This window comes from Solwaraspora sp. WMMD937 (assembly GCF_029581175.1).
GTDB lineage: Bacteria > Actinomycetota > Actinomycetes > Mycobacteriales > Micromonosporaceae > Micromonospora_E.
In genome coordinates, this window is the sequence record NZ_CP120738.1 from 3,791,013 (window position 1) to 3,803,237 (window position 12,225).

10 protein-coding genes are annotated in these 12,225 nt (G+C 71.1%); 4 read left to right on the plus strand and 6 right to left on the minus strand.

All coding sequences use genetic code 11. From position 1 onward, the window contains the following. Window positions 1-293: 293 nt before the first annotated feature. Window positions 294-1,688, minus strand: a complete 1,395-nt coding sequence (locus O7621_RS16685) for an RICIN domain-containing protein (RefSeq protein ID WP_282234624.1) — start codon at window positions 1,686-1,688, stop codon at window positions 294-296. A gap of 288 nt (window positions 1,689-1,976) precedes the next feature. Between O7621_RS16685 and O7621_RS16690 the strand changes: the two genes are divergently transcribed. The 3 genes from O7621_RS16690 (at window position 1,977) to O7621_RS16700 (ending at window position 5,613) form a co-directional block, all read left to right on the plus strand. After that, on the plus strand, window positions 1,977-2,351 hold the full coding sequence (locus tag O7621_RS16690; protein ID WP_282230120.1) for an SCP2 sterol-binding domain-containing protein: 375 nt from the start codon (window positions 1,977-1,979) through the stop codon (window positions 2,349-2,351). Between the two features lie 32 nt (window positions 2,352-2,383). Beyond that, window positions 2,384-4,381: a glycogen debranching N-terminal domain-containing protein gene (locus O7621_RS16695; RefSeq protein WP_282234625.1), complete on the plus strand. Its 1,998-nt coding sequence runs from the start codon at window positions 2,384-2,386 to the stop codon at window positions 4,379-4,381. A gap of 140 nt (window positions 4,382-4,521) precedes the next feature. Next, complete coding sequence (locus O7621_RS16700) at window positions 4,522-5,613, plus strand: Vms1/Ankzf1 family peptidyl-tRNA hydrolase (protein WP_282230121.1); 1,092 nt, start codon at window positions 4,522-4,524, stop codon at window positions 5,611-5,613. 38 nt (window positions 5,614-5,651) lie between these two features. Here the strand turns inward: O7621_RS16700 and O7621_RS16705 are convergent, their stop codons facing one another. Next, window positions 5,652-6,527, minus strand: coding sequence for a universal stress protein (locus tag O7621_RS16705; protein ID WP_282230122.1), 876 nt, complete (start codon window positions 6,525-6,527; stop codon window positions 5,652-5,654). Next, complete coding sequence (locus O7621_RS16710) at window positions 6,524-7,498, minus strand: nitroreductase family protein (RefSeq protein ID WP_282234626.1); 975 nt, start codon at window positions 7,496-7,498, stop codon at window positions 6,524-6,526. Before O7621_RS16710 ends, O7621_RS16705 begins: the two co-directional genes overlap by 4 nt. Before the next feature lie 189 nt (window positions 7,499-7,687). Here O7621_RS16710 and O7621_RS16715 point away from each other — a divergent pair, with 189 nt between their 5' ends. Next, complete coding sequence (locus O7621_RS16715) at window positions 7,688-8,326, plus strand: response regulator transcription factor (protein ID WP_123600861.1); 639 nt, start codon at window positions 7,688-7,690, stop codon at window positions 8,324-8,326. Between the two features lie 74 nt (window positions 8,327-8,400). Here O7621_RS16715 and O7621_RS16720 read toward each other — a convergent pair whose 3' ends face one another. The 3 genes from O7621_RS16720 to O7621_RS16730 all read right to left on the minus strand — a co-directional run bounded on the left by O7621_RS16720 (window position 8,401) and on the right by O7621_RS16730 (window position 12,161). After that, the gene (locus O7621_RS16720) at window positions 8,401-10,032 is read right to left on the minus strand and encodes a GAF domain-containing protein (protein WP_282234627.1); all 1,632 of its coding nucleotides are present in this window, start codon (window positions 10,030-10,032) and stop codon (window positions 8,401-8,403) included. Window positions 10,033-10,197: 165 nt separating this feature from the next. Further along, entirely contained in the window at window positions 10,198-11,076 is an 879-nt protein-coding gene (locus O7621_RS16725) for a universal stress protein (protein ID WP_282230123.1), read from the minus strand. Next, window positions 11,073-12,161: a nitroreductase gene (locus O7621_RS16730; protein WP_282230124.1), complete on the minus strand. Its 1,089-nt coding sequence runs from the start codon at window positions 12,159-12,161 to the stop codon at window positions 11,073-11,075. Before O7621_RS16730 ends, O7621_RS16725 begins: the two co-directional genes overlap by 4 nt. Window positions 12,162-12,225 lie beyond the last annotated feature (64 nt).

The following is a 12,225-nucleotide window of genomic DNA, read 5'->3' on the forward strand; positions in this document are numbered from 1 at the left end:
ACGAACTCCAACTGTGGTTGGTACGCGCCGGTGGACGGCGTGACCTGGGGTTGCGTGCACGTGTTGCCCGGAAGGTGCGCGTGGCCCTCGTCGCGTGCCGCGTCCATGGAGAGTTGCCCTGCTCCCCGCGCGCACGTCAGGCTCCGAAGCGATGTCTCGAGACTGCCATCGTGATCGACTTCTGTCAATGGCATGGGTTCTTGTTGGTGTACCGGACGTCCGGGTGCCGGATGGTCGCCGTCGGCGGCAGGGGCGGGCGGTGGTGCGGACCGCCTGTCCCTGCCGCCGAACGGTCAGAGGCCGATCCGGCCGGTGCCGGCGCCGTTGGTGACGACTGACTTGACCTGGCTGGCGGTGGTCAGCGAGTAGGAGTAGGGGATACTCGCCACGCTACCGGCCGACTCCGGGGTTCCAGAGTTGACGAAGTAGTTGTTGCGCTGGACCAGCGTGCCCGGGTCGGAGGCTGCGTAGCCGACGTACGTGGGGCCGTCGACGTTCTCAAAGTAGTTGCCCTCGACGAGGACACCGGCGTTCATGGTGGAGGCGACGCCGTACTCGTTGTTGTAGTAGTAGTTGTTGAACACATGTACCGGGTTGCCGAACCGGACTCGCGGGTGCCGGGTACCCGAGCCGTCAAACCAGTTGTTGTGGTACGTGACCCGCAGGTGGCCGACGTCCTGCCCGGCGTTGCTGTCCGAGTGGCCGAGCAGCATGGACTTGTCGTGGCCAAAGATACGGTTCCAGGAGACGGTGATGAAGTCGGAGCCGCGCTTGATGTCGACGGCACCGTCGTAGCCGTTGGTGAAGCTGTTGTGGTCGACCCAGATGTTGGTGGCGGATTCCTGGACGTTGATCGCGTCATCGTTCCAGTTGCGGAAGTTGATGTTGCGGATGATGACGTTGTCGCTTCCGTTCAGGTTGAAGCCGCAGCCGGAGATGGTGGCCGAGGAACCGACCCCGAGGATGCTCTTGTTGGAACCGACGGTGAGCATGCCGGAGCAACTGATCGTCCCGGACACCCGGATGACGGCCGAACCGGATCCGCTGATCGCCGACGACAACGCCGAGGAACTGGTGACGGTGACTGGGCTGGCGCTGCCGCCGCCGGTGGTGCCGCCGTTCTGGGTGGCCCAACCGATCATGCCGGTCGGCGCCGGTCCGGGCGGCGGGTTGCCGCCGCCGACGGTGTTCAGCTGCCACTGCTGGTTCCAGCCGTTGAGGTCGCTGTACCCGGCGAGGTAGCCGCCGTCGGCGGTGGACCACTCCCAGACGTCGATCACCTTGTTGCTGTGCCGGTTGACGAAGCGGACGTATCCGCTGTCGGAGTCTGCGAGACGGAAGTGCTGGCGGGTGGTGCCGTTGTCGGAGTTCTGCACCAGCCGGGTGCCGTCGTTGGCGTCGGGTAGTTCGAGGTACTTGCCGCTGTGCACGGAGCGGATCTTGTAGTAACCGCTGCCGGCGTCGACGAACCGCCATTGTTGGACGGCAAGGTCGTTGCGGGTCCACTGGCGGATCTCGGCGCCGTCGTTGGTGGCCCAGTTGTAGACGTCCATCGCCTTGTTGCTGTGCCGGTTGACGAAGACGTAGGTGGCGTTGGTGTCGACGGTGGCCGCCGACGCGGTGGTGACGCCGATCGCGCCGATGGCGGCGGCGGTGATCGCGGCGGTGGCGCCGGCGAGGATCGCCATCCGTCGGCGTTGGCGGATACCGCCGGGGGCGGCGGTGCTTCTGGTCATCTTGTGCGATACCTCCGGGGACGGACCACGGCAGGTCTGCCGTGGCAGGAGAAAGCGCTTTCCTCGCAGGATATTGATATGCGCCGATCAAGTCAACATGTCCGCCGGCCGGAACCCGGACCCGAACAGACTGCGGTGATCTCGGTCCGGCACCCGGCCGGGTGAATCCCAGCGCAACCGCCTGCACCCCGGCGGCCCAGCCGGGAAGCTCGCTTAGTAGCGGACGACGGAGGTGGCGGATTGTCAGCGACCACGGAGGCCTTCTTCGCCGGTCTCGACGAACGCGCTCCCCGGATACCGCCGACTATCGACGGCACGCTGCGGTTCGACGTGCGGTACCGCGACCACACCGAGCAGTGGCTGCTGCGCTTCGCCGCCGGCGGCGTACAGGCCGAACAGTCCGGTGCCGACGCGGACTGCGTCGCCGTCATCGACGGCGCACTGTTCGAGCGGCTGCTGCGCGGCGAGGACCGGCTCGCTGCGGCGTTCGTCCGGTTCGCGTTCATCATCGAAGGCGATTTCACCAAGGTGCCGGCCTTCGAGTGGCTGCTGCCCGACACGGTCGGCGCCCGTCACCCCCGGCAGTTGGCCGAGGGCTGGGGGAGAGCGCGGTGAGGAACCTGAGCTACACCAGCATCCTCGACGGCATGATGTTCATGATCAGCGACGGTCGGGGGGACATCCTGCCGTCGGCTGAACTGCCGACCGGACTCTTCGCGTTCGACACGCGGGTCCTCTCCACCTGGGACCTCACCGTCAACGGCGAAGGGCTGACCGCCCTGTCGGTCGACGACCTGCAGTACTTCGAGTCGCGGTACTTCCTGGTACCCGGCGAACCGACCCACTACGTGGACGCCAACCTTTCGGTGATCCGACAGCGGTCGGTCGGCGGCGGCCTGTTCCTGGAACAGCTCACCGTCCTCAACCACCAGGAAGTGCCGGTAGACCTACGGATTCGTCTCGACATCGGCACCGACTTCGCAGACATCACCGAGATCGCCGACGTCCGGAAGAAGGGCAAGATCTCGGCCGCGGTCGAGGAAGGCACGCTGCGTCTGCTCTACCAGCGGGACAACCAGCGACGTGAGGTCGTGATCTCCAGCAGCGCCGACGCCGCCATCGACGATCACGGCATGACCTTCGACATCCAGGTGGGGCCGCACGACGCCTGGAACACCACCTTCCAGGTGGTGCTCTGGAGCCGGGGAGCCGAAGGACGGGACATCCGGGAGGCGGTGCCCACCTATGACACCCCTGCCAAGGTGGAGCTGGGCAAGGCGCTCGACGAATGGCTGGCCGACGCGCCGACCCTCACCTGCGACTCGGCGAGCCTCGACCAGGCGTACCGCCGTAGCCTCACCGACCTTGCCGCACTGCGGTTCCGGGGCAACACCCGTGGCGAGATGATCTTCGCCGCCGGGCTGCCCTGGCTGATGGGCAACTTCGGCCGGGACGGGCTGATCACCTGTCTGCAGGCACTGCCCTTCGCCCCGCAGCTCACTCCCGGTGTGCTGCACACCCTCGCCGACGCGCAGGGCAGCCGGCTCGACGACTTCGCCGAGGAGGAACCAGGCAAGATTCTGCAGGAGTTCCGGTACGGCGAACGCGCCGGCTACGAGGAAATCGCCGCCTGCCCCTACTACGGCGGCGCCGACACCACCCCGCTGTTCGTGGTCCTGCTCGACGAGTACGAACGGTGGACCGGCGACACGGACCTGGTCCGGGAACTCGAGTTCCACACCCGGCTCGCCCTGGACTGGATCGACGCGTACGGCGACATCATGGGCGACGGATACATCTGGTACGCCTGCCGCAACGAACGCCTCGGGGTGCAGAACCAGGGGTGGAAGGACTCTGCCGACGCCATCTCCTACAGCGACGGCCGGCTGCCGGTCGGCCCCCGGGCAACCTGCGAACTGCAGGGCTACGCCTACGACGCGAAACGGCGCGGCGCCCGGCTGGCCCGCCGGTTCTGGGGCGACGCGGCGTACGCCGACCGACTGGAACGCGAGGCAGCCGAGCTCAAGCGTCGATTCAACCAGGAATTCTGGATTCCCGACGGCAGGTACTACGCGCTCGGCATGGACGCCGACGGCAACCTGATCGACGCCTGCGCCTCGAACATGGGGCACCTGCTGTGGAGCGGCATCGCCGATCGGGACAAGGCCCGGCACGTCGTCGACCACCTGATGAGCCGGCGATTGTTCTCCGGTTGGGGCATTCGTACCCTCGCCGAGGGCGACGGGCGGTACAGCCCGGTCGGCTACCACAACGGCACGATCTGGCCGTTCGACAACGCGCTCATCGCATGCGGGATGCGTCGCTACGGCTTCGACGAGGAGGCGGCCAAGGTCGCCGGAGCCATGATCGAGGCCGCACAGTTCTTCGACGGCCGGCTGCCCGGCGCGTTCACCGGATACGACCGGGCGTTGACCAAGTACCCGGTGCAGTTTCCAGCTGCCTGCAGCCCGCACGCCTGGTCGGCCGGGGCGGTACTGATGTTCCTGCGCTCGATGCTCGGCCTGGACCCCAAGGGTGAACACCTGATCGTCCGCCCGCACCTACCGCGCGACATCGGCCGGATCGAGGTGCTGGACATTTCCGGCCGCTGGGGTCTGGTCGATGTGTTCGGCCGCGGGCACTGACCCCGCGGGCACTGACCCGTCGGTCACTCACGGTCGCCGGCGGCGCGGCGGGGGAGTAGCCGGGCCGGCGACCGGGTACCGCGAAGTCACGACCTGACCGACCCGTACGACGAAGGGAAGGACCAACGGTGACTTCGACCATGACCCATACCGCCCTTGCCGACCTGGCCACCGCCCCCGGCCCGTTCGTGTCGCTCTACCTGGACACCAGCGGCCGGGCCCCAGACACCCCCGAGCAGGTGCAACTGCGGTGGCGGGCGGCCCGTCGGCGGTTGGCCGAGGCAGGCGCGCCCGACCACCTGCTCGACGTGATCGGTGGGCTGACCGGGCGGGCCCATCCCGACGGCGACACCCTGGTGGTGGTCGCCGACGCCGACCGGGTGCGGCTGGTACGCCAACTGCCGGAACCACCGGAGCGGGAAATCGCCAGCTACGGTCCGGTCGCGCACCTGCTGCCGCTGCTGCGCTGGGAGCAGCGGCAGTTGCCCGTGCTGGTGGTGGCGACCGACCGGGTCGGCGCCGAGATCGTCGCCCTGCAGCCGGACGGTGTGGAGGTGACCGAGTCGGTCGCCGGGGAGACGTTGCACATCACCCGGTCGCATCCGGGTGGCTGGTCCCAGCGGCGGTACCAGCAGCGGGCCGAGGACCGGTGGGAGGCCAACGCGACGCTGGTGGCCGAGCGGCTCACCGAACTGGTCGACGAGGTCCGCCCCCGGGCGGTCGTGGTCACCGGGGACGTCCGGGCGGTGCAGTTCCTGCGGGACAAGTCACCGACCCGGGTCGCCGAACTGCTGCACGAGGTGCAGGGCGCCTACGACACCACCGACGCGGCGGTCGAGCAGGCCGTCGACGTGGTGGAAGACCTTGCCGACGCGGACGTGGCCGCCGCCGTGGCGGCGTACCGGCGGGAGATCGGCCAGGCCGACCGGGCCGCCGGTGGGGCGTCGGACACCCTCGCGACGCTGGCCCGCCGCCAGGTCGACACGCTGCTGCTGGTCGACGGTCCGCAGCTGACGACCCGTTCGGCGTACGCCGGTCCGCAGCCCGACCAGGTGGGTGCCACGGCCGGCGCGGTGGCCGTCTTCGGAGTGACGGACCCCGTCGAGGTGCCGCTGGGTGACGCCGCCGTGCGGGCCGCCCTCGCCGGCGGCGCCCGGCTGGTGGTGGTGCCGGACAAGCTCGCCGACCAGGTGCCCGACGGCATCGGTGCGATCCTGCGTTACACCGTGTGACCGGGCGCCCGGGACATCCGCCCCGGTTGGCGGGCCGGTCAGCGGTGCGAATGCGGGCGGGCCACCAGCACCGGGCAGTGCGCGTGGTGCACCAGCGTCTGGCTGACCGAGCCGAGCAGCAGCCCGGTGAAGCCACCCCGACCGCGGGAACCGACCACCACCAGACCTGCCTTGCGGCTCGCCTCGACCATCACCGCGTCCGCCTCGACCCCTTCCAACGGCCGCTGCTCGATGGGCAGGTCCGGATGGCGTTGACGGACGGCGGCGACCGCGGCGTCGAGCAGTTCGTCGGCCTCCCGGCGGGCACTGTCGGCCGGCGCCGCGACTTCGGTGCTGTCCCGCATCGGACTCGGCCACCACACGTGGAGTACAGCCAGCCCGACCTGGCGCGCGGCGGCTTCGTCGGCTGCGGCGTGCAGGGCCTGCTCCGCGTGCGCCGACCCGTCGACGCCGACCAGCACCGGACCGTCCGCCTCGACCGGCGCGTCCGGTGGTCGGACCACCAGCACCGGGGAGTGCGCGTGCCCGGCCACCTGTGAACTGACCGAGCCGAGCAGTAGTCCGGTGAAACCGCCGAGGCCCCGACTGCCGACCACCACGAGCTCCGCGTGCCGGGACTCCTCAATCAACGTCGGTGCCCCGCCGGCCGCCACCTGCCGGGTCTGCACCGTGATGCCGGGCCGCTCGGCGCGCAACTGCGCGGCGGTCTCGGCGAGCATCCGCTCACCTTCCTCGTTCGGCCCGGGCAGTTCGCCGTCGTACGGATTGATCGGGATGCCGTACCCGAAGGCGTGCAGATAGCCGTGGACCAGCACCAACGGCGCGCCGTGCCGGACCGCGGCCTCGGCGGCGTGTCGGGCGGCGCACAGGCTGGCCGGTGATCCGTCCACCCCTGCGACGATCGGGTCACTCATCGTTCCTCCCGGACCGTGTCGATCACGTCGGCCGGATTCCGACGTGGCGTCGGTCGGCCGGGCTGACCGTATCCGATCCTGATGACCATTTGTGGTGTTCCGAACCGCCCGAGCGCCAGCCGGAGCTGCTCGCGGGCCTGGGCGACCTCGATCGGCTGGGACAGCATCGATGCCGCCAGGCCAGCGTCGGTGGCTGCCAACAGCACCCGCTGCAGCGCCTGCCCGGCGGTCAGCTGGTCGCTCGGCGTGTTGCCGGTCGCGCCGAGCACCGCCACCAGCGGTTCGGACTCGAAATCGCGGCCAGGGGTGCGACGGGCACCGCCGAACGGTCGCCGGGGAAGCAGGTCGTGCGGCTCCGCGACCGGTCCACCGGCGGCCGCCGGCACCCCGTCCGGTGCCGGGAAGTGCCGGGTCCACCGCGCTACTTCCGCCCGGTACCCGGGATCCCGGTCGAGCACCCGGTTGGCGCTGGTGGCGATCTCCGCGACGGCGGTGACGGCGGTTGAGCCGACCACCAGCTCCAGCCAGCCGCCCTCGGCCTGGGCCGCCTCGATCAGCCGCCGCCGCACCGGCGGCGGCACCGGGTCCGGCCGCAACGGCAGCCGGTTGCTGTGCCGGCGTGGTACCGCGGCGTACAGCCGGGACTCGGCCGGCGTGACCGGCCGCGGCGGTCCGGGCACCAGCCGGGCCAGCAGCCACGGGTCGGCCGGCTCGGGGCGGAGCCGGACCTCGGCCGGTGTACCGGCGGCGACCAGGGCGAGCCGCAGGTTGAACAGGGCGGCCCCGCAGCCGATCCGGGCGGCCCAGCCGGTCGGATCGCAGGAGGTGAGCAGCCGGTCCGGGTCGAGCCGGAGCTCGATCGCGCCCTCGACCAGCCGGAATCGCCACGGCTGGCTGTTGTGCAGCGACGGGGCGCGGACCGCCGCGGTCACTGCGGTACGCAGCTGGGCCATGGTGAACGTGGTGGTCAGCATGATTACACGGTGCCCGGTCCGGGCCGGCACCGGCAGGGTCGTACGTCACGGATCCTCCCGGGCACCGGGCCCGTCCGTCCCGCCCGCCGCGCCCCACCGGCACCCGGTCCGGCCGGCCCGGCCGGCCCCGGTGCCCGGGACTTTGGTCCCTGGCCGTCGCGTCCCGCGACAGGGTAAAAACAGGGGATGATCCGCGTCTTCCTGCTCGACGACCATGAGGTCGTCCGCCGTGGCCTCGCCGACCTGCTGCAGAGCAGCGGCGACATCGAGGTGATCGGCGAGTCCGGGTCCGCGCAGGAGGCGGCCCGGCGCATCCCGGCGCTGCGACCGGACGTGGCGATTCTCGACGCTCGGCTGCCGGACGGCAACGGCATCGACGTCTGCCGCGACGTGCGGGCCGTCGACTCGTCCATCAACGGGCTCATCCTCACCTCGTACGAGGACGACGAAGCGCTCTTCGCGGCGATCATGGCCGGTGCCGCAGGCTACGTGCTCAAACAGATCCGGGGCACCGACCTGGTCGATGCGGTGCGCCGGGTGGCGGCCGGCCAGTCGCTGCTCGACCCGGCGGTGACTCGCCGGGTGCTGGAGCGGATCCGCAGCGGCGTCGAGGAGCCGCACGAGCTGAAGTCGCTCACCGAGCAGGAACGCCGGATCCTGGAGTACGTCGCCGAAGGGCTGACCAACCGGGAGATCGCCGGCAAGATGTTCCTCGCCGAGAAGACCGTCAAGAACTACGTCTCCAGCCTGCTCGCCAAGCTCGGCCTGGAACGGCGGACCCAGGCGGCGGTGCTGGCCACCCGGCTGCTCGGCCCGCGTCACTGACCCTCGGTCAGATCAGTCCCGCAACGGACCATGCCGAGTCAGATCAGTCCCGCAACGGACCATGCCGAGTCAGATCAGTCCCGCAACGGGACCTTCCAGGCAAGGATGGTGCCGCGGGGATCCCCGGCGGCCACCGAGAAGGCTCCGCCGCGCTGCTCGGCACGTTCTCGCATGTTGACCAGCCCACCCCGGGCGGCGGCCGGGTCCACCCCGATCCCGTCATCGGTCACCGTCAGCGCGAGTTCACCTTCGAGTGCCGACACCCGTACCGCCACCTGACTCGCCCGGGCATGCCGTACCACGTTGGACAGCGCCTCTCGCAGCACCGCCAGCAGGTCCGGACGGACCTGGTCCGGCACGGCGCTGTCCACCGGCCCGTCCAGCTGCAGGGCGGGCCGGAAGCCCAACCCGTCGGCGGCCAGGTCGACAGCCTCGCGCAACTCGGTACGCAGTGCCGCGCTCATCGGGGTACGCAGCTCGAAGATCGCCCGGCGGATGTCCCGGATGGTGGAGTCCAGATCGTCGACGGCGGTGTTGATCCGTTTTTCGATCTCCGGCCGGCCACTGCACAGCGGCATCGCGCTCTGCAACTGCAGCCCGGTGGCGAACAGCCGCTGGATCACCACGTCATGCAGGTCGCGGGCGATCCGTTCCCGGTCCTCCAGCACCACCAGCAGCTCGCGTTCCTCCTGCGCCCGGGCCCGCTCGATGGCCAGCGCCGCCTGGCCGGCGAAGCTGGCCAGCAGCGGCGCGTCCCCGTCTGTCGGCCCGGCAGCGTCCGCGCGGTGCGCCACCACCAGCACGCCGTGCAGTGTCTCCGCGACCGTCAGCGGAGAGATCACCGCCGGCCCGGCGGTGACCGGCACCGGCCACGGTGCCGCCTTCGCCAGGCTCTCCACCATGATCGGCTCACCGCTGGTGATCGCGCCGGCGAAGCTGGTCTCACCAGCCGGCAGCACCGCGCCGACCAGCCCGGAGGTCGACCCCTGCGGTACGTCCACCACCTCGACCGTGAACTGTGCCGCCTCGTCGTCGTTGACCAGGACCAGAACCATCTCCGCCTCGGCCACTTCACGCGCCCGCCGGGCGACCAGGGTCAGCGCGTCGGTGCGGCGCACCGTGCCGAGCAGTACGCCGGTGATCTCCGCGGTGGCGGCCAGCCAACGTTCGCGTCGGTTGGCCAACTCGTACAGCCGGGCGTTCTCGATCGCCACGCCGGCGGCGGCGGCCAGCGCCGTCACGATCTCCTCGTCGTCCTCGGTGAACTCGGCCGCACCCTGCTTCTCGGCCAGGTACAGGTTGCCGAACACCTGGTCACGGATGCGCAGCGGCACCCCGAGGAAGCTGTGCATCGGTGGATGGTGCGGCGGAAACCCGTACGACCGGGGGTGCCTGGTGATGTCCGGCATCCGCACCGGTGCCGGATCGTCGATGAGCAGGCCGAGAACGCCCCGACCGTGCGGCAGGTCACCGATCGCCGCGTGCGTTTGCGGGTCGATGCCGTGGGTGACGAAGTCGATCAGCTGGCGGTCCGGGCCGATCACCCCGAGGGCGCCGTACCGGGCTCCGGCCAACCCGCACGCCGCCTCGACGATGCGCCGCAGGGTGCTGTGCAGCTCCAGGTCGGTGCCGATGCCGACCACCGCGTCGAGCAACGCACGGAGCCGCTCCCGACTGGTGACGACCTCGCCGACCCGGTCGAGCATCTCGTGTAGCAGCTGGTCCAGTCGGACCCGGGACAGTGGGGTCAGCCCGAGCGACGGCGCGTCGCGATGCTCGTCCGGCGGGGGGTTCGCGGCGCTCACAGCGACGATGCTAACCGGCCCGTCGCCGGCCCGGCTCGGCTCGCCGTCCGCCGGGCCGGCCCACACTCAATGCCGGGCCGGCCTGACCACGACCAGCGGACACTGACTGCGGTACAGCAGGGCGTTGCTCACCGAGCCGAGCAGCAGCCCGGTGAAGCCGCCCCGCCCACGGGCGCCGACCACCAGCAGCTGACCCCGGGCCGACTCCTCGGTCAGCACCTTGGTCGCCCGGCCCTGGACCGACAACTGCCGTACGGTCAGGTCGGGATGCCGCTCGCGGACCCCGGCCATCGACTCGGCGAGCAGCGCCTCCTCCTCTGCCTGCAGGGCCGCCGCGTCGTAGACCAGCGGTTGCATGTCACCCGGTCCGATCGACGGCGGATGGGTCCAGGTGTGGACCGCGAGCAGCTCCGTCCCGCGCAGGTCGGCCGCCTCGGCGGCGAACTCGACGGCCTGTGCGGACAGCTCGGAGCCGTCCACCCCGACGATCACCGGACCGTTGCGGTCACCGTCGCCCCGGGCCACCAGCACCGGACCGTCGGCGTGGGTCGCAACCTGGGAGGCGACCGAGCCGATCAGCGCACCGGAGATCGGTCCGAACCCGTGGTCGCCGAGGACGACCAGCGCGGCGGAGCGGGCCTCGGCGAGCAGGACCACGGTGGCGGCCCCGTCGACCACCTGGGTGGCGATCTCGAGCTGCGGCGCTTCGTCGGCCGCCGCCCGGGCGGCCTCGTCAACGATCTCCCGGGTGTACCGTTCGACTTCGCCCTCCGGCGGCACCGCTGGTGCCAACGCCATCGGTGCCTGCAGCGCCGGCCAGACGAAGGCATGCACGATCCGCAGCGGGCGCCGTCGCATCGCGGCCTCCCGGGCGGCCAGCCGGGCGGCCTGCGCTGCGGCCTCGGAACCGTCGACACCGACCAGTACGGGTCCGTCGGGATTCATCGGCCCTCCTCGGGGTCGGTGGCGTCGGGTCTCGCGGTGTCCACCGCACTGGTGTCCACCAGCTGAGCCGCCGGCATCCTCGGCGGGTGCGGTGGGCCGGCGTGGTCCGGGCTGGCGATGCCGAGCCGGAGCACCAGGTACGGGTAGCCGAGCCCGGCGAGGATGTGCCGCAAGGTCTGCCGGGTGGCGGCCACCTCGACCGCCCCGCTCAGCGGCACCATCGAAATGCCCAGCTCGGTCGCGGTCAGCCAGGCCGACGAGAGCGCCTCACCGGCGGCCAGCCAGGACGTCGGTTCGTCGTCGGCACCGAAGAGCAGGGCGTAGACGGCAGCCCGGTCGTGCCCGCCGCCGACCGGCAGGGTGCCGGACCGGCCGAAGTCGCGTCCGGGCACCGTGGTCTGCGCGGCGCGTTCCGGCAGGACCTCGTCGGGCAGTCCGGTGCCGGGCGGGGTGCCCAGCCCGGTCCAGTAGTCGAGCTCGCTGCGGATCTGCGGATCCTCCGACTCGACCTCCTCTGCCCGGCTGGCCGCTGCGGCGAGCAGCATCACCTGGTCGGAGGAGAGGATCTGCAGTTGGACGCCGGCTCCGGCGGCGGCGGTGATCGCGGTGACCGCCGCGACGGGCAGCGGCTCGTCGCTGACCGGCCGGCGGTCGGTGTGGCGCACCCGCATCGCCTGGAACATCCGGACGCTGTCGGGCTGGATCGCGATCCGTTCGGTGGGTCGCAGTACCGCCAGCAGATCCTCCTCGGCCGGGTCCGGCAACCGCTGCACCTGGGCCGTCCAACCCTGGGCGGCGAGTGCGATCCTCGCGTGGTGCAGCGCGGCACCGCAGCTGAGGATCAGCAACCGGCGGTCCGGATCGGTGGCCGGCAACTGCCGATCCCGGGCAGCGCGCAACTCCAGACTGTCCGGCCGAACCCGCCAGTGCCAGGGCTGGGTGTTGTGCACCGACGGCGCGTAGCCGGCGGCTGCCGCGGCCTCGGCCAGTACGGCGGCCAACGGCCGGGCGACGGTCGCGGCGTCGGTCACCGCCGTGTCGACGCCGGTCCCGGTGCTGGTCCCCTTGGTGGTCGCCTCGTCCATCTGCTGCCTCCTGGTCAGGGTCTGCTACGCCGCCGGATCACGACCGACGGGACGCGGGGAATCC

Bases quoted from the DNA above. Each gene is read 5' to 3' on its own strand.
- O7621_RS16720 (WP_282234627.1), bottom strand. From the start codon at position 10,032: ATGCTCGACCGGGTCGGCGAGGTCGTCACCAGTCGGGAGCGGCTCCGT.
- O7621_RS16730 (WP_282230124.1), bottom strand. From the start codon at position 12,161: ATGGACGAGGCGACCACCAAGGGGACCAGCACCGGGACCGGCGTCGAC.
- O7621_RS16725 (WP_282230123.1), bottom strand. From the start codon at position 11,076: ATGAATCCCGACGGACCCGTACTGGTCGGTGTCGACGGTTCCGAGGCC.
- O7621_RS16715 (WP_123600861.1), top strand. From the start codon at position 7,688: ATGATCCGCGTCTTCCTGCTCGACGACCATGAGGTCGTCCGCCGTGGC.
- O7621_RS16705 (WP_282230122.1), bottom strand. From the start codon at position 6,527: ATGAGTGACCCGATCGTCGCAGGGGTGGACGGATCACCGGCCAGCCTG.
- O7621_RS16700 (WP_282230121.1), top strand. From the start codon at position 4,522: ATGACCCATACCGCCCTTGCCGACCTGGCCACCGCCCCCGGCCCGTTC.
- O7621_RS16695 (WP_282234625.1), top strand. From the start codon at position 2,384: ATGATGTTCATGATCAGCGACGGTCGGGGGGACATCCTGCCGTCGGCT.
- O7621_RS16685 (WP_282234624.1), bottom strand. From the start codon at position 1,688: ATGGCGATCCTCGCCGGCGCCACCGCCGCGATCACCGCCGCCGCCATC.